We start from the raw sequence: 16,205 nt of genomic DNA on the forward strand, positions 1-16,205 counted from the left end.
CTTACTTACGGTCGGGACCCCCGAAACTCATCGGCAGGTCGTACAACGGGAACAAACGCGGATCCAGATACGTGGTCGTACCCCTGATCAGGCCGCCCGACGTCTCCAGGACCACGATCGCGAACGCCTCCCCGTTCAGGTACTGGCCGAACGTGGTCGGCCCCGCCCGTACCAGCCTGCTGCCCCGGCAGCCTTCCCCGCCCGAGGCGACCAGCACCTCGCGCATGGCCGCCCGGCCCGCCAGCCACCAGGCGAACGGCGGCATCGACTCGACGGCGTCCTCGTGGGTGAGGGCGACCAGCGTGTCCACGTCGAAACGTTCGAACGCGTCCACGTAGCGGGCCAGCAGGTCCTCGTCCACCTCCAGGCGTGGCTCGGCCGTGGCGGGCAGGGCCGTCCTGGCCCGCTGGAGAGCGCTGTTGACCGAGGCCACGCTGGTCTCCAGCAGGTTCGCCACCTCGGCGGCCGACCAGGTCAGCACGTCGCGCAGGATCAGGACCGCCCTCTGCCTGGGTGGGAGGTGCTGGAGCGCGGCCACGAAGGCCAGCCGTACCGACTCGCGGGAGACCGCCAGCTCGGCCGGGTCCATGAGCTGGTCGGGCATCGGGTAGACCCAGCGTTCGTAGGCGATCGGCTCGCCCAGTCCTTCGCCCGGCTCGGCGGCCGGGCCCAGGTCCATGGCGCGGGCCCGGCGCTGGGCGCTGCGGAGCATGTCGATGCAGACGTTGGTGGCGATGCCGTACAGCCAGGGGCGCAGCGCGCCGCGCTCGGGGTCGAACGTCTTCCACGCCCGGGTGAAGGTCTCCTGGACGGCGTCCTCCGCCTCGAAGCCGGAGCCGAGCATGCGGTAGCAGTACCCGGCCAGTTCCTTGCGGTGGCGCTCCAGCTCGACCACGTCAGCGAGTCACCTCGATCTGCAGCTCGGTGACCCATTCGTCGCGGTTTTCCGGGCAGTGGAGAGAGACCTCGCGCGACAGGCCGAGGGCGCGGTAGCCGTTGTCCTCGATCCAGTGGGCGAGAGCCTGCATGGTCGTGCCGACGTGATCCATCGAGCCGGTGTGGATGATCGCGGCGGCGGTCTCGATGCCGGCCAGGTTCAGGAAGCCGACGTCGGCGCCCTCGGAGACCCCCACCTCGACGGCGGCGTGGACCATCACGGTGCCGTCGTCCTCCGGGAGGTAGTAGGCGCAGCCCGGCCCGGTGATCTTGATATCCGCCTCGCAGAGCCGCTTCATCAGCTGGGCGTAGAGCGGCTGGATGACCGGGCCGATGTCCTCGCTGTCGTAGCTGGCCGCCCGGCCGCTGAGCTCGGCGATCCGCATGGGGGCGACCTTCTTGAGCACGACGTCGTCGGTGCGCATGTGCCCTTCCCTCTCTATCGTGCGGAGTCTCGCCTCCACCCCGCGCAACCTGGCCAGATCGGCGCTGATCTGCTCCTCCAGCTGGGCGCGGCGCAGCCGTACCATGCCGTGCAGTTCCTCCGTGCTCACCTTGTCGTCGAGGATCGCACCCACCTGCTCCAGCGTGAACCCGAGGTCCTTGATCGCGACGATCCGGTTGAGCCTGGACAGCTGGGCGGCCTGGTAGGAGCGGTAGCCGGTGGCCGGGTCCACGTGCGCGGGCCTGAGCAGCCCGATCGCGTCGTAGTGGCGCAACATGCGCACCGACACCAGCCCCAGCCTGGCGAAGTCTCCGATGCTGAACATGACGCCCCCAGATGTAGCCCCTCACACGGTGTCAGGGTCAACACTACGATGCCCGCATGCCCCGAACCTCCCTGTTCGTCGTGGTCCTGCTGCTCACGGGGTGCGGGGCCGCGCAGCCCGCCGCCCCCACGCGGACAGACGCCGCGCCGCCCACCGTCCCCACCCGGACGAGCGCCGCGCCGTCGTCGGCGCCGCCCTCCGCGCGCGTGCGGCAGACGTCAGCGCGGCCCGACGACATCGACGGCGACGGCTTCTCCGACCTGGCCTTCCAGGTCCGGATCGCCGACCGCGAGCGCCTGGTCATCCTGTACGGCTCCCGCCGCGGCCTCGACCCGGCGCGACGCACGGTGCTCAGCCGGTTCGTCCCGTGGATCATCGACGGCGGCCTCCACGCCGACCTCGACGGCGACGGCTTCGGCGACGTGCTCGCCTTCGGGGCGGCGGGCGGACTGGACGAGCCGCAGGCGCCCAGCGTGTTCTGGGGCGGCAAGTCCGGCATCGCCGCCGGCGCCGTCCCCACCCCGATCGCGAGGGCGATCGACGGCGGCGACACGCACCGCGCGGTCACCGGCGACTTCGACGGCGACGGCGCGGCCGACGTGGCGATGGCGGTGCTGGACGAGTCCCGGCCCGGACTGGCCCTGCTCTACGGGCCGTTCGACCGCGAGGGGACACCGGCCCGGCGGGTCGTCCGTTCCTCTCCGACCGGCGAGGAATTCTGGCGCATGACGGCCGACCGGATCGGCGCGTGGCCGGGCGGGCTGGTGACCTTCGAGGGCGACGACGGAGAGCAGCAGCCGGGCTGGCTGCTCGCCGGACGCCGGGGCGGGCCCGCCGAGCGGGCGCGCGAGCTCACCCCCGGCATGGCGGCGGCCTTCGGGGACTTCGACGGCGACGGGACCAGAGACCTGGCCGCCGGTGACGACGGCTCGCGCAACGACGAGCCGGGCGAGGAGACGGAGCCGCCCGAGGTGGACCGCACGCTGACCGTCTACTACGGCGACGGGCGCGAAGGCCGCTTCAAGGGTGCCAACGGCCAGGCGATCGCGACCGACCTGAACGGCGACGGCCACGACGACCTGGTCTTCGGCAGGGGGAAAAGCCACACGGACGCGCCGGAGGGCCTCTCGCCCCCGAACGTCCACTGGGGCGGTCCCGGCGGCCTCGGCCCCGGACGGCCTCTGCCCGGAGCGATCGGCACCCCGCTGGCCTCCGGCGACTACGACGGGGATCGCGACGGCGAGGTGGTCCTCATCGCCGAGGGCAAGATCCAGGTGACCGACGGCAGGCGCATCGTGGCATCCTTCGACGTCACCTGAGCCCTCAGGCCCAGCCGCCCTGCTTCCTGCGCGTACGGCGGAGCAGCACCAGAAAGAACGGCCCGCCCAGCAAAGCCGTCAGCACCCCGATCGGCAGTTCCGCCGGCGCCCCGGCGGTCCTGGCGATCAGGTCGGCCAGGACCAGTACGCAGCCTCCGGCCAGCGCGGAGGCGGGCAGAAGGACCCGGTGGCCGGGACCGGCGACCAGCCTGATCAGGTGCGGTACGACCAGGCCGACGAACGAGATGGCCCCGGCCGCGGCCACGGAGGCGCCGGTCAGGAGAGAGGCCAGGAAGATGACGGCCAGCCGTACGCGCTCGGTTTCGACGCCCAGGTGGCGGGCGCCGCGCTCGCCCAGCGCCAGCAGGTCCAGGGAACGCGACAGCAAGGGGGTCAGCGCGAGCCCGGCCACGACGAACGGGGTGACGGCGCCCACCAGCGACCAGGTGGCGCCGCCGAGGGTCCCGAGGTTCCAGAAGGTGATGGAGCGTAGTTGCTGGTCGTCGGCCAGGAAGGTGAAGATGCCCACGATGGCCCAGGCGATGGCGTTGATCGCGATGCCGGTCAGGACGAGGGTGACGACTTCGGTGCGGCCTTGGGTTCTGGCCATGCCGTACACGATGAAGGTGGTGAGGAGGCCGGTGGCGAACGCGCAGACGGCCACCGACCAGTCGCCGAACGTGCTGACGCCGAGGACGATGGCGCCGACCGCGCCGACCGCCGCGCCGGAGGAGACGCCGATGACGCCCGGTTCGGCGAGCGGGTTGCCGAAGACGCCCTGCATGCCCGCGCCCGCCACGGCCAGGGCGGCGCCGACGAGCACCGCGAGCACCACGCGCGGGAAGCGGATCTGCCACAGCACCTCGTGCTCCCCCGGCCCGGCCAGCGCCGCCAGCACCTCGCCGAAGGGCACGTGAACCGCGCCGATCCCCGCCGACGCGACACAAAGCGTGGCGAGCAGCACCGCGAGAGCGGGGATCAGCGCGAGCTTGAGCACCGCGCGGCCGGGACGGGACGCGGCGAACCGCGGTGCCTCAGATGCCCCGTCCCGGCGTGCGGCAACGGTTTCGCGGGAATGGTCCCGCTCGACCGAGGTGTCGGCCTCACGGGAATGGTCCCGCTCGACCGGAGTGTCGGCTTCGTGGGAATGGTCCCGCGACGCCGGGGTTACGGCTTCGCGGGAGCTGTGGGACGCCCGCGAGGCCGCGTTCGAGGTCGTCACCGCTGGTGGAAAGCGGTGACGAGCTTGGCGAGGGCCTGGCCGGTACGCGGGCCCATGCCGAGCAGTTCCAGATCGTCAAGGGCGACCACGCGCCCGTTCTTGGCCGCCGGAGTCTGCGCGACGCCCGGCAGCTTGAGCAGGCCCGCCTCGCCACCGACGGAGTCGAGCCCCATCTTCATGACGAGGATGACGTCGGGCGCCGCCTTCACCATGGACTCGGCGGTGATCGGCTTGAAGCCCTTCACCCCGGCCGCGGTCCCGGCGTCTTCGCCGCCCGCCGCGAGGATCATGGCGTCGGCCCGCGTCCCTGCGCCCCCGAGCTGGTAGGTCTTGGACTGGCCGCGCAGGTAGAGGAAGGCCACGCGCGGCTTCTCGGCTCCGGCCCGCACGCTCGCCTTGGCGGCGTCGATCTCGGCCTTGGTGGCGGCGGCGAGCGCGGCGCCCTTGCCGGGCTCACCCACGGCCTCGGCCACCTGCTCGATCTTGCCCGGCACCTCGTCGACCGAGGCGGCGCCGGTAGGCACCAGGACGATCCGCAACCCGGCCCCCTTCAGCTGTTCGATCACCGGCGGCGGGCCGGCGTCCTCGGTGCCGACGAGCACGGTGGGCTTGAGCGACAGGATGCCCTCGGCGGCCAGCGCCCGCTGGTAGCCGATCCGCGCCTTGCCCTTGGCCTCCGGCAGTCCCATCGCGGACAGGTCCACGCCGACGACCTTGTCGGTCAGGCCGAGCTTGAAGACGATCTCGGCGACGTCGCCGGTGAGCGGGACGATGCGCGCGGACGGCGCGGCGGCCGAGGTGGCGGGGGCGGCCGCGGAGCCTTGCGCGTTTCCGCAGCCCGCGAGCGCGATCACCGCCACTCCGATTAGTGCCCCAAGTCCGCGCTTCACGATTCTCCACTCCTCCGCTTAGGTAAGCCTTACCTAAGCAGATGGCCTCGGCGAGGTCAAGAATGACACTGGTTACCGATCGTTCGGTCGGCTAGGCTCCTACCAAACGTTCGGTAGGAGACATGGACACAGGACTTCGCATCAGAACCGCCGCGATGCGGCTCTTCGCCGGCCAGGGCTACTCGGCGACGAGCATCAGAGACCTCGCGCGGGCCGTCGACATGACCAACGCCGGCATCTACCACCACGTGGCCAGCAAGGAGGCCCTGCTCGCCGACCTCATGCGCCTGAGCCAGCTCGGGCTCATCGACGCGACCGACCGCCAGCTGGCGAGCCTGCGCGACCCCGCCGAGCGCCTGGCCGCGCTCATCACCTCGCTCACCGCCATCCACGCGCTCAACCCGATGACCACCCGCGTCATGGACGGCGAGCTGCGCTCGCTCACCGCCGGCTCCAGCGCCCGCGACGAGATCATCGCCCTGCGCGACCTCTACGAGCAGCGCTGGAAGACCGCGCTGGCCGACGGCGTCCAGCGGGGCGCCTTCCACGTCGCCGACCAGAAGCTGACCCGGCTGGCCCTGATGTCCATGTGCACCGGCACCAGCGAGTGGTACCGCCCCGACGGCGAGTCCACGCTTGAGCAGGTGTGCGCCGAGTTCGTGACGATCGGGCTGGCCGCGGTCCGTTCGCCCGCCCAGGTGACCATGCGGCTTGATCTCACCCTGCTGCCCGAATACCCATGGGAGCCCCATGACGATCCCCGCGCTGCTCCGGCGGGCCGCACGACTCCATAAGGACCGCCCGTTCCTGATCTTTGCCGACCGCACGCTCGGGTTCGCCGAGGTCGACGAGCGCACCGACCAGCTCGCGGGCGCCCTGGCCGGCCATGGCGTACGGCCCGGCGACCGCGTGGCCATCATGCAGGACAACGTCCCCGACTGGCCCCTCGGGTGGCTGGCCGTCCTGAAGGCCGGAGCGATCTCGGTCCCGGTCAACGCCCGCTACCGCTCGGCCGATCTGGCCCACGTGCTGCGCGACTCCGGCGCCGTGATGGCGCTGGCCTCGCCGGACTACGCCCCGTTCATCCGCGAGGCCGGGGTGCCGGTGCTGGAGGAGCGCACCGGCAAGGCGCCGGACGTGTCCATCGATCCTTGGGACATCGCCACCTTCTCCTACACCTCGGGCACCACCGGCTTCCCGAAGGCGTGCATGCTGCCCCACGACTACTGGACGCGTACCGCGGAGGTCATGGCCGACCTGGTCGGGTTCCGGGAGGACGACGTGGTCATGGTGGCCCAGCCGTTCTCGTACATGGATCCGCAGTGGATGGCGCTGATGTGCCTGGTGGGCGGGGTGCCGCTCGTGGTGCTGCCGCGCTTCTCCGCCTCCGGGTTCTGGCCGGCCGCCCGCCGCCACGGCGCCACCGTCACGTACGTGCTGGGCACGATGCCGACGCTGCTGTTCAAGCAGCCGCCGCACGAGCTCGACCGGGACAACCGGATGCGGCTGGTGATGTGCTCCGGCATCCCGGCCAAGCTGCACGCCGCGCTGGAGGAGCGCTGGGACGCGCCCTGGCGGGAGCTGTACGGCTCCACCGAGAGCGGCTCCGACCTGCTCGTCCAGCCGGACGACGACCGTACCGTCGGCACCGGCGCCATGGGCTACGCGCCGCCGGGCAAGGAGGTCAAGGTCCTGGCCGAGGACGGGCAGCCGGGCGAGATCGTGGTGCGCGGCACGCCGATGATGCGCGGCTACTGGAACCACCCCGACGCCACCGCGCACGTCTTCCGCGACGGCTGGTTCCACACCGGCGACCTGGGCTTCCGCGACGAGCACGGCTACATCCACCACGCCGGCCGGCTGAAGGACATGGTACGGCGGGGCGGCGAGAACATCTCCTGCGCCGAGGTCGAGACCGTCCTGGCCCAGCACCCGGCGGTCAGGGCCGCCGCGCTCGTCCCGGTCCCCGACGACCTGTGGGGCGAGCTGCCGAAGGCGTTCATCCACCTCAACGCCGGCCACGACCCGGACGACGCCACGGCCGCCGAGGTCATCGCCCACGCCCGCGAACGGCTGGCCAGGTTCAAGATCCCGGCCTTCGTCGAGTTCGTGACCGGCTTCTCCTACACGCCGTCCCAGCGCATCGAGAAGCGCCACCTGCTCCACCCCGAACGCGACCAGCGCGCCGGGGCCATCGCCATCGAGACCCCGAGGGAGACCACATGATCGACGTCAGCACGCGCGGCGAGGTGACGGTGATCACGCTGCGCCGGCCGGACAAGCTCAACGCGCTCACCTCCGGCATGCGGCTACGCCTGGCGGCGGCGGTACGCGAGCACGGCCACGGCGGCCGCGGCATCGTGGTGACCGGCGAGGGCCGGGCCTTCTGCGCCGGCGAGGACCTGCACGAGGCGGCGGGCAAGTCGCTGCTGGAGGAGGTCGAGACGTTCCACGACCTGACCAGGGCGGTGCTGGAGACGTCGGTGCCGGTCGTGGCCGCGGTCAACGGACTGGCCGTGGGCGGCGCAGCCGAGTGGACGCTGTGCTTCGACTCCCGCATCGGCTCACCGTCGGCCGGCTACTTCCTCCCGGAGAACGGCATCGGCCTGTCGATCTCCAACGCCTCCAGCCTGCTCCTGCGCCGCGTCGTGGGCGGCAGGGCGCTGCGGCTGGTGCTGGACTCGGCCCGGCTGGACGCGGACGAAGCCCTGGCCGCGGGGCTGCTGGACGAGATCGTGCCGCCGGAGTCGCTGGTGGAGGCGGCCGTCGGCCTGGTCGAGCGCTGGACGGAGCCGGGGACGGCGACAGCCGTACACCTGAGATTGCTGCGGCCCGCGCTCGATGACGTCGAGCGCGCCTTCGCGCGGGAGACGGAGGCGGCGCGGGAGGTGGAGGAGTCGGGGATCGCCAAGGACGGCATGCGGCGCTTCGCCACGCGCGCCCGCTGAGCGGTCAGGGGACGAGCAGGGCGGCCACCACCAGGGCGAGCGCGACGCCGACGACCGCGAGGGAGTCGGCCGCCCACGTGGTGGTCACCGGGCCCGCCTCCTCCTTGCGGCGGCGGGCCGCCTCGGCGCGCTCGGTGATCTGGTCGCCCACCCAGTCGGCGTGGGTCTTCCCGGCGAACGCCTCCTGCGCCGCCTGCTCGGCCTTGGTCACGGTCGGCTCGGTCCTGAGCCGGCCGCGCCTGGCCGGAGCCATGCCCCGGCCCTGGGCCTTGGCGCGTTCGCGGGCGGTCGCGGTCGGGGTCCAGAGCCGCACGGACTCCTCGCCCTCGGCCTGGGCGACGGTGATGGCGTGGGAGACCGTCACCTCGCCGACCGAGGCCCATGGCATCACGGTCGTGCGGAACGGGTTGCGGACGGTCAGCACCCGCTCCTGCAGCAGCGTGACCGGCCGCAGCGCGATGAGGTAGATGAGCGCGGTCAGCACGCCCAGCACCGCCCCGGCCACCATCGAGGACTTGCCGGAGTAGCGCAGGACCAGGTCGACGGCGTTGGCCGCGACGAACGCCACCCACACCCACCCGAGCACGTAGGCGAACTTGGAGCGGAAGGCCTGTTTCATGACTGCCACTTGAGCTGCGCGAACCCCGGTTTGATCACACCGTTGATGAGCGCGAGCCGCTCGTCGAAGGGGATGAACGCCGACTTCATCGCGTTCACCGTGAACCACTGCAGGTCATCCCAGCCGTAGCCGAACGCCTCGACCAGCTTGGCGAACTCCTCCGAGACGCTGGTGCGGCTCATGAGCCGGTTGTCGGTGTTGACCGTGACCCGGAAGTGGAGGCGGCGCAGCAGCCCGATCGGGTGGTCGGCGATGGAGGCGGCGGCGCCGGTCTGCAGGTTGGAGGTGGGGCACATCTCCAGCGGGATGCGCTTGTCACGCACGTACGCGGCGAGCCGGCCGAGCTTGGCCGAACCGTCGTCGGCCACGGTGATGTCGTCGATGATGCGCACGCCGTGACCGAGCCGGTCGGCGCCGCACCACTGGATCGCCTGCCAGATCGACGGCAGCCCGAACGCCTCGCCCGCGTGGATGGTGAAGTGCGCGTTCTCCCGCTGCAGGTACTCGAACGCGTCCAGGTGGCGGGTGGGCGGGTACCCGGCCTCCGCCCCGGCGATGTCGAAGCCGACCACGCCGACGTCGCGGTAGCGCACGGCCAGCTCCGCGATCTCCATCGAGCGGGCCTGGTGGCGCATGGCCGTCAGCAGCGTGCCGACCTTGATGCCGCGGCCCTCCGAGCCCTGGCGGAAGCCCTCCAGCACCGCCTCGACGACCTGGTCGAGGCTGAGCCCGGTGGTGGTGTGCTGCTCGGGGGCGTAGCGCACCTCGGCGTAGACGACGCCGTCGGCGGCCAGGTCTTCGGCGCACTCGGCGGCCACGCGGATCAGCGACTCGCGCGACTGCATGACGCCGACCGTGTGGTCGAAGGTCTCCAGGTAGCGTACGAGCGAGCCGGAGTCGGACGCTTCCTGGAACCATTCGCGCAGGTTCGCCGGGTCGTTGGTGGGCAGCCGGTCGTAGCCGGACTCGCGGGCCAGATCGACGATCGTCTCGGCCCGCAGACCGCCGTCGAGATGGTCATGGAGCAGGACTTTCGGCGCGCGCCTGATCTCGTCTGGGGTCGGCTGCTGGCTCATCTCGCCATCATAATGTGCCTTGATGGCCATCCTCATCGGACGAGAACACCCCACCGCGATTCTGCGCGGCGAGGTCGGACGCGCGCTCACCAGCCACGGCTCGCTGGTTTTGGTGACCGGCGAGGCCGGCGTCGGCAAGAGCACGCTGGTCGCCGAGGCGGCCGGGCACGCGGTGGCCGCCGGCGCCCAGGTGCTGAGCGCCGCCTGCTGGGAGGGCGAGGGCGCCCCTGGCTACTGGCCGTGGGTGCAGGTCGTGCGCAGGCTGGACCCCGCCGCCGACGTCTTCGAGTCCGCGCGCACCCCCTTCGAGCTGTACGACGCGGTGACCGCCCTGCTGGTCGCCCTCTCGCGCGAGCGGCCCGTGGTGATCGTGCTGGAGGACCTCCACTGGGCCGACGCCGCCTCCCTCAAACTCCTGGAGTTCGTGGTACGGCACGCCTGGTTCGAACGCATCCTGGTGATCGGCACCTACCGGGCGGGCGAGGCCGAGCTGCCACCGGAGCTGAAGGCGACCACGCTGGCCCTGTCCGGCCTCGGCCGCGAGGAGGTCGGCGAGCTGGTCGCCCAGACCACCGGCCTGCGGCCGGACGACGAGCTGGTGACCGAGATCCACCGGCGCACCGGCGGCAACCCGTTCTTCGTCGAGCAGGCCGCCCGGCTGTGGCAGGGCGGCAGCCCGCTGGACACGATCCCGGCCGAGGTGCGCGCGGCCGTCGAACGCCGCCTGTCTCGGCTGTCGGGCGAGGTGCATGAGACGCTGCGGGCAGCGGCGGTGCTGGGGCGGGAGTTCGCCGACGCGGTGCTGGAGGCGAGCGTGGGGCGGGGCGTGGCCGTACCGCTGGGGCAGGCGGTGGCGGCCAAGCTGGTCGCGCCCGCGGGAGAGGGGCGGCACGCGTTCGTGCACGATCTGGTGCGCGAGGCGCTTTACGCGGAGCTGGACGAGGCGGGCAGGCGGGCGGGGCATGCGGCGGCGCTCGACGCGCTCGGCTCCACAGGCGCCTACCCCGCTTCGCTGGCCCACCACGCGTACCTGGCCGCCGTGCCGGAGGCGCCCGCCCTTCTGCTGGCCGCCGCCCAGGACGCCGAGGCGCGGCTGGCCGACGAGGAGGCCGTGGGGCACTACCGGCGGGCGTTGGAGCTCGTGCCCGAGTGGGAGCGGGCCCGCCGTACCGGGATCGAGCTCGACCTCGGGCTGACGCTGCAGCGGATCGGCGAGCACGAGGAGGGCGGGCGATCGATCGAGGCGGCCATCGCGGCGGCCCGCAAGCTCGACGACCCCGGCCTGCTCGCGCACGCGGCGCTCAAGCTGTACCACCTCGGCTTCCCCGACTTCGTGCGCGAGGCGCACCGGCGGCTGGCGCGCGGTGAGGTCGCGTCCGCCGACGACGTGGGCGAGCGGCTGAGCGGCCTGGCCGCCGACCGGGCCAGGCACGCGGGTGACGACCAGGCGCTGGCGTTCACGTTGCTGGCCCGGCTGTCGGCGATCTGGCGGCCGGGGACGGCCGGGGAGCGGGTCTCGCTCGCGGAGGAACTGGCCGACGTCGCCACCAGGGCGAACGACACCCAGCACCTGCTCCACGCCCTGTCCTGGCGGGCCGGCGCGCTGCTCGAACGGGGCGACCCCGCCCACACCGCCGCCGACCAGGACTTCCTCCGGCAGGCCGAGCGCTCGGGACTACCGCTGTTCGAGCACGAGGCCATGGTGATCAGGACCAGGCACGCGCTGCTCCAAGGCCGTTTCGACGAGGCCAGGGCGCTGTCGGAGACCGCCCGCGAACTCGGCGAGCAGCCCTACGTCAGCGGCTCCGAACTGCGCTGGACCCAGTTGCTGTCGGCCGCCCTGCTCCAGGGCCGCTTCGAGGAGGCCGACGCGCTGCTGGCCGAGATGCGCGCCGCCCACAGCCCCAACCTGCCCATCTTCGAGGGCGTCACGGCCGCCGAGCGCGGCGACGCCCGCGGCGCGCTGAACCACCTGACCCGGCTCATGGCCGGCGGCGAGGACCTGCTGACCTGGATGGCGCCGCTCTGGCTCCGCTTCCAGGCGCAGGCGGCGGCGCTGTCCAAGGACCCCGAACTCTGCCAGAACGCCCGCGAGGCCATCGCCCCCCACCTCGGGCAGTGGGCGGTGACCTCGACGATCGTCGTGGACGGTCCGTTCGAGCACTGGGCGGCGGTGCTCGACGCGGCCCAGTGCCGCTGGCGCGCGGCCGCCGACGGCTTCACCGCCGCCTACCGCGCGGCCGACCGGCTGGGCGCCCGCCCGTGGTCGCTGCTGTCCCGCGCACGCCTGGCCGAGGTCCTCCTCGCCGCCGGCGAGGACCCGGGACCGCTGCTCGCCGACGTCGCCCGCGAGGCCGAAGAACTGGAGATGCGGGTACGGCTGCCGCAGCGCGCGGCCGGCGTCTTCCGGCTGGACGGCGACGTGTGGACGCTGACCTTCGCCGGGCGCACCGTCCATCTACCCGACGCCAAGGGCCTGCGCGACCTGAGGACCCTGATGGGCAGTCCGGGCACCGACATCTCCGCCGTGGAGCTGCTGAACCCGGCGGGCGGGGCCGAGGCGGTGGCCGCGCGGCGCATGGGCGGCGACGCGGTCCTCGACGACGAGGCCAAGGCCCAGTACCGGCGGCGGCTGGAGCTCCTGGACGACGAGATCGACCGGGCGGCCGTGCGGGGGAACGACCAGCAGGTCGCCGCCCTCGACGCCGAACGGCAGGCGCTGCTGTCCGAACTCCGCAGGGCGGCGGGGCTGGGCGGACGCACGCGCCGGCTGGGCGACGAGGCGGAACGGGCCCGCAAGGCCGTCACCAACCGCATCCGCAACACGCTACGCCAGCTCGACGACCGCCACCCCGACCTGGCCGCCCACCTACGCGCCGGCATCTCCACCGGCGCCACCTGCCGCTACCAGCCCCCCGACCCCATCACCTGGACCTGGTAGCCCCCAACCCCCGGGCTCCCGGCATTCCGGTCCCTTGGAACGTCACGGGTTCGGCAACACGGGCACGGGACCCCACCGCCACGTGGCCCGACCCGACGCCGGGCCACGGTGTGGGATCCCCGTGAGGCCGTTCCGGAACCCCGGGTGTGGGTCAGGGGCGGAAGGCGGCGGCGTTTTCCTGGGCCCACTGGGCGAAGGTGCGGGCGGGGCGGCCGGTGACCTGTTCGACCGTGGGCAGGATCGTGGAACCGGCGGCCGGCGGGTGGGTGCCGAGCATGACCGCGAACTCGATCGTCTCCTCGTCCATCCCCCAAGCAGCCATGCGCTCCCGAAGCTGCGTCTCGGTCAGCGGTTCGAAGCGGAGGTCGTGCCCGCTGGCCTCGGCGAGCAGCCGTACCCGCTCCTCGGGGGTGGTGAGCTCGGGACCGGTGAGCTGGTACGTGCGGCCCTCGTGCCCGGCGGAGGTCAGGGCGGCCACGGCCACCGCGGCGATGTCGGCCTCATGCACCAGCGCGCCCGGCTGGTTGCCGAAGACCCGGACCACGCCCTCGGCACGCGCCTCCGCCTGCCAGTCGAAGGCGTTCGCCATGAACTCCACGCCCTGCAACTGCGTCCAGGGCAGCGAGCTCTCGCGCAGGGCCGCTTCGACGCTGCCCTCGTCCCAACTGCTCAGGACGGTGACGCGTTCGACCCCGGCCTTGGCGGCCAGCGCGACGATCTCCTCGCCGTTGGGCAGCAGGGGCAGGCCCTCACCGCCCACGGTGATGAGGTGCAGGGCGGTGACACCGTCGAACGCGGGCGCCAGCGACTCGATGACCTGGAGGTCTCCGGCGGCCACCTCGACGCCCGCGGGGAAGTTCGCGCGGGACGGGTCGCGGGTCAGCGCGCGTACGCGCTCGCCCCGCTCGACCAGCTGGGCGACGATGTGGCTGCCCACGCTCCCGGTGGCGCCGGTCACAAGAATGGTCATGGTGTCCTCCTGGTGAGCTGTTCCTTCTCACCCGGGAGGCGCTACATCGGATGTAGCGGGCGCTAGTCGCGGCGCGCCGCGTCGGGTGAGAAGGCGGGCAGGCAGACCGCCACGTACTCGGCGCCTTCGGGCCCGCAGCTGTAGCGGACCTTCTCCCCCGCCTCCGTCACGATCGACTGGCCCGCGTGCACCTCGGTGGTGCCCTCCGCGTGCTCGACGAGGACGGTGCCGCGCAGGACCACGGTGTACTCCGTGAACTCGGGCGTCTGGGCGGGCTCGTCCCAGCCGGGCGGCGCCACCATGTGGGCGATCGAGATCGCCTCGTCGCCGCTGTTCACGCGGCCGACGTGCTCGTCGATGACCTTGCCGCCGGGCACCGGAATCCGGGTCGCCCCTTCGATCTTTCTGACCACGAGGGTCAGTGTGCCACGTCGATGACGAGCCGGTTCGGCCGGCGCTGCTCGGTGACGTCGAAAGCGGCGCGCCGGTCGAGCACGATGCCCACGCCCACGCGCCCCTCGAAGTCGCCGGTCTTGACCACGCTGCTGACGTTGCCGAGGTCGGCCTGGAAGATCGGGCCGCCGGTCCAGGTGGGCTTGCCCTTGGCCGTGTGCGCGTCGGCCGGGGTGAGGGTCACCTGCAGGTACGCGCCGCCCTCGACGTCGATCGGCTTGCCGGAGCCGTCCTCGACGAGTTCGTCCACCCAGGTGACCGTGTATCCGGGCATCTCCCCCTTGAAGTCGACGACCACGCGGTCGAAGTTCGGGTGGGTGGCGTAGCGGACGCCGTACACGATGACGGCCTCGCCGCCGGTGCGCTCGACGTCGATCTCCGCGGTGCCGGTGGGCGCGGGCTCCCGCGGGGAGGCGGGCGGCGCGCCGGTGGTGGGCGCGCGGGTCGGAGGACTGGCCGTGGCCGTGGTGCCGCCGGTGCGGGCCGTACCGCATCCACACAGTACGGCGAGGCACAGCAGGGCCGCGAGGCTGCGTGTGGGCCGCATACCCGGTGTATGCCCAGCGAAAGGGCCCCGCACCCGGCGGGGCCCTTCACGAACTGGGTCAGACCGTCTCGTACACCTTGGTCTCGTCGGCCTTGACCGCGGGCGCCGAGCGGAAGCGCAGGCCGGTCAGCGCGATGCCGAGCCCGACCACGCCCAGGATGAGCGAGACCACGATCCCGCCGCGCAGCGCCTCGATCGACAGGGTGCCGCCCGAGGTGAGCACGGCGGTGACCACGGCGAGCACGACCGCGCCGCCGACCTGGCCGGAGGTGTTGAGCAGGCCGGAGGCCAGCCCCTGCTCGTCGTCGTGGACGCCGTTCGTCGCCTGGATGTTGAGCGACGGGAACGACAGCGCGAACGCGATGCCGAGCAGGACCATGCCGGGCAGCACCATTCCGAGCACGCTGGGCGCGGTGGAGATGCCGACGAAGAAGAAGGCGTACCCGGCGGCGAGCGCGGCCGAGCCGATCGTGATCAGGCGGGCGGTGCCGAAGCGGTCGGCGAAGTCGCCCATCTTGGTGGAGGTCAGCGCGACCAGGATTCCGGCGGGCAGGAAGGCCAGCGCGGTCTCCATGGCCGACCACTTGAGCAGGTTCTGGAAGTACTGCATGGCGACGAACTGGAAGCCGACGTAGGAGCCGAACAGGATCACCAGTCCGAGGTTGGCCCTGACGATGGGGCCGGAGCGCAGGATGCCGAGCCGTACCAGCGGGTGCTTCATCCGCAGTTCGGCGAAGACGAACAGCCCGAGCAGCAGGGCGGCGACGGCGAGTGAGCCGAGGGTGCGCAGCGAGGTCCATCCTGCCTCGGGGGCCTGCACCACGGTGAAGACGAGCAGCAGCATGGAGGCGGTGATCAGCACGGCGCCGATCAGGTCGTGGCCGCCTTCGGCCCGCTCCTCCTTGACCTTGGGCAGCACCTTCAGCGCGGCGATCAGCGCGATGATCGCGACCGGCACCGGCATCAGGAACGTCCAGCGCCAGCCCAGCTGGGTCAGCACCCCGGACAACACGAGGCCGAGGGAGAAGCCGCTGGCGCCGGAGGCGGTGAACACGCTCAGCGCCTTGTTGCGCTTCGGCCCCTCGGGGAACGTCGTGGTGATGATCGACAACGCGGCGGGCGCGGTGAAAGCCGCGCTCACGCCCTTGACGAAGCGGGCGGCGATCAGCAGGGCGCCGTCGTCGACGATGCCGCCCAGGAGGGAGGCCACCGCGAAGACGCCCAAAGCGACCAGGAACACCCTGCGTCGCCCAAGCAGGTCAGCCGTCCTGCCGCCAAGGAGCAGAAGACCGCCGTATCCGAGCACGTATCCGCTGACAACCCATTGCAGAGAAGAAGTAGAGAGCCCCAGGTCGTGCTGGATGGCGGGCAGGGCCACGCCGACCATCGACACGTCAAGGGCGTCGAGGAAGATCACTGCGCAGAGCACGACGAGCGCGCCCCAACGGGAAGAGGAAGTGGACATGGGATGGAACATTACATGCAACTGCATCAAATGCAACAGCATTTAATTC

At 72.2% G+C, this 16,205-nt stretch carries 15 protein-coding genes; 5 read left to right on the forward strand and 10 right to left on the reverse strand.

The annotated features are described in order from the left end of the window. Window position 1 precedes the first annotated feature (1 nt). Window positions 2-895: an RNA polymerase subunit sigma-70 gene (locus ACIBHY_RS38930; protein WP_397252236.1), complete on the reverse strand. Its 894-nt coding sequence runs from the start codon at window positions 893-895 to the stop codon at window positions 2-4. 1 nt (window position 896) lies between these two features. Continuing rightward, on the reverse strand, window positions 897-1,706 hold the full coding sequence (locus tag ACIBHY_RS38935) for a MerR family transcriptional regulator (protein WP_397252237.1): 810 nt from the start codon (window positions 1,704-1,706) through the stop codon (window positions 897-899). A gap of 56 nt (window positions 1,707-1,762) precedes the next feature. Here ACIBHY_RS38935 and ACIBHY_RS38940 point away from each other — a divergent pair, with 56 nt between their 5' ends. Beyond that, window positions 1,763-3,025 carry an FG-GAP repeat domain-containing protein gene (locus tag ACIBHY_RS38940; protein WP_397309312.1) on the forward strand — a complete coding sequence of 421 codons (1,263 nt, stop codon included), beginning with the start codon at window positions 1,763-1,765 and terminating at the stop codon, window positions 3,023-3,025. 4 nt (window positions 3,026-3,029) lie between these two features. On the opposite strand, the gene ACIBHY_RS38945 is transcribed toward ACIBHY_RS38940, so the two are convergent. Both ACIBHY_RS38945 and ACIBHY_RS38950 read right to left on the reverse strand, forming a co-directional pair. Next, entirely contained in the window at window positions 3,030-4,022 is a 993-nt protein-coding gene (locus tag ACIBHY_RS38945) for a FecCD family ABC transporter permease (protein ID WP_397252239.1), read from the reverse strand. 221 nt (window positions 4,023-4,243) lie between these two features. Then, complete coding sequence (locus ACIBHY_RS38950; protein ID WP_397252240.1) at window positions 4,244-5,137, reverse strand: hemin ABC transporter substrate-binding protein; 894 nt, start codon at window positions 5,135-5,137, stop codon at window positions 4,244-4,246. 122 nt (window positions 5,138-5,259) lie between these two features. Here ACIBHY_RS38950 and ACIBHY_RS38955 point away from each other — a divergent pair, with 122 nt between their 5' ends. The 3 genes from ACIBHY_RS38955 to ACIBHY_RS38965 are packed head-to-tail and all read left to right on the forward strand — an operon-like array spanning window position 5,260 to window position 8,085. Beyond that, complete coding sequence (locus ACIBHY_RS38955) at window positions 5,260-5,931, forward strand: TetR/AcrR family transcriptional regulator (protein ID WP_397309313.1); 672 nt, start codon at window positions 5,260-5,262, stop codon at window positions 5,929-5,931. After that, window positions 5,888-7,363, forward strand: coding sequence for a class I adenylate-forming enzyme family protein (locus ACIBHY_RS38960; protein ID WP_397309314.1), 1,476 nt, complete (start codon window positions 5,888-5,890; stop codon window positions 7,361-7,363). The genes ACIBHY_RS38955 and ACIBHY_RS38960 overlap by 44 nt, the downstream gene beginning before the upstream one ends. Beyond that, window positions 7,360-8,085, forward strand: a complete 726-nt coding sequence (locus ACIBHY_RS38965) for an enoyl-CoA hydratase/isomerase family protein (RefSeq protein WP_397252244.1) — start codon at window positions 7,360-7,362, stop codon at window positions 8,083-8,085. The genes ACIBHY_RS38960 and ACIBHY_RS38965 overlap by 4 nt, the downstream gene beginning before the upstream one ends. A gap of 4 nt (window positions 8,086-8,089) precedes the next feature. On the opposite strand, the gene ACIBHY_RS38970 is transcribed toward ACIBHY_RS38965, so the two are convergent. Together ACIBHY_RS38970 and ACIBHY_RS38975 are read right to left on the reverse strand one after the other, a co-directional pair. Beyond that, complete coding sequence (locus ACIBHY_RS38970; RefSeq protein WP_397309315.1) at window positions 8,090-8,704, reverse strand: PH domain-containing protein; 615 nt, start codon at window positions 8,702-8,704, stop codon at window positions 8,090-8,092. Next, complete coding sequence (locus ACIBHY_RS38975) at window positions 8,701-9,780, reverse strand: adenosine deaminase (RefSeq protein ID WP_397252246.1); 1,080 nt, start codon at window positions 9,778-9,780, stop codon at window positions 8,701-8,703. The genes ACIBHY_RS38970 and ACIBHY_RS38975 overlap by 4 nt, the downstream gene beginning before the upstream one ends. Window positions 9,781-9,802: 22 nt before the next feature. Here ACIBHY_RS38975 and ACIBHY_RS38980 point away from each other — a divergent pair, with 22 nt between their 5' ends. Next, on the forward strand, window positions 9,803-12,721 hold the full coding sequence (locus ACIBHY_RS38980) for an ATP-binding protein (protein WP_397309316.1): 2,919 nt from the start codon (window positions 9,803-9,805) through the stop codon (window positions 12,719-12,721). A gap of 151 nt (window positions 12,722-12,872) precedes the next feature. Here the strand turns inward: ACIBHY_RS38980 and ACIBHY_RS38985 are convergent, their stop codons facing one another. The 4 genes from ACIBHY_RS38985 to ACIBHY_RS39000 form a co-directional block, all read right to left on the reverse strand. Continuing rightward, a complete protein-coding gene (locus ACIBHY_RS38985) occupies window positions 12,873-13,691 on the reverse strand; it encodes an NAD(P)H-binding protein (protein ID WP_397309317.1) in 819 nt (272 codons plus the stop codon). Window positions 13,692-13,753: 62 nt separating this feature from the next. Continuing rightward, window positions 13,754-14,104 carry a cupin domain-containing protein gene (locus tag ACIBHY_RS38990; RefSeq protein WP_379610025.1) on the reverse strand — a complete coding sequence of 117 codons (351 nt, stop codon included), beginning with the start codon at window positions 14,102-14,104 and terminating at the stop codon, window positions 13,754-13,756. A 5-nt stretch (window positions 14,105-14,109) separates the two neighbouring features. Then, a complete protein-coding gene (locus ACIBHY_RS38995) occupies window positions 14,110-14,691 on the reverse strand; it encodes a hypothetical protein (RefSeq protein WP_397309318.1) in 582 nt (193 codons plus the stop codon). A 58-nt stretch (window positions 14,692-14,749) separates the two neighbouring features. Then, window positions 14,750-16,156, reverse strand: coding sequence for an MFS transporter (locus ACIBHY_RS39000; protein WP_397252250.1), 1,407 nt, complete (start codon window positions 16,154-16,156; stop codon window positions 14,750-14,752). Between the last annotated feature and the right edge of the window lie 49 nt (window positions 16,157-16,205).

Source organism: Nonomuraea sp. NPDC050547 (assembly GCF_044457345.1).
In the GTDB taxonomy this organism is placed as follows: Bacteria; Actinomycetota; Actinomycetes; order Streptosporangiales; family Streptosporangiaceae; genus Nonomuraea.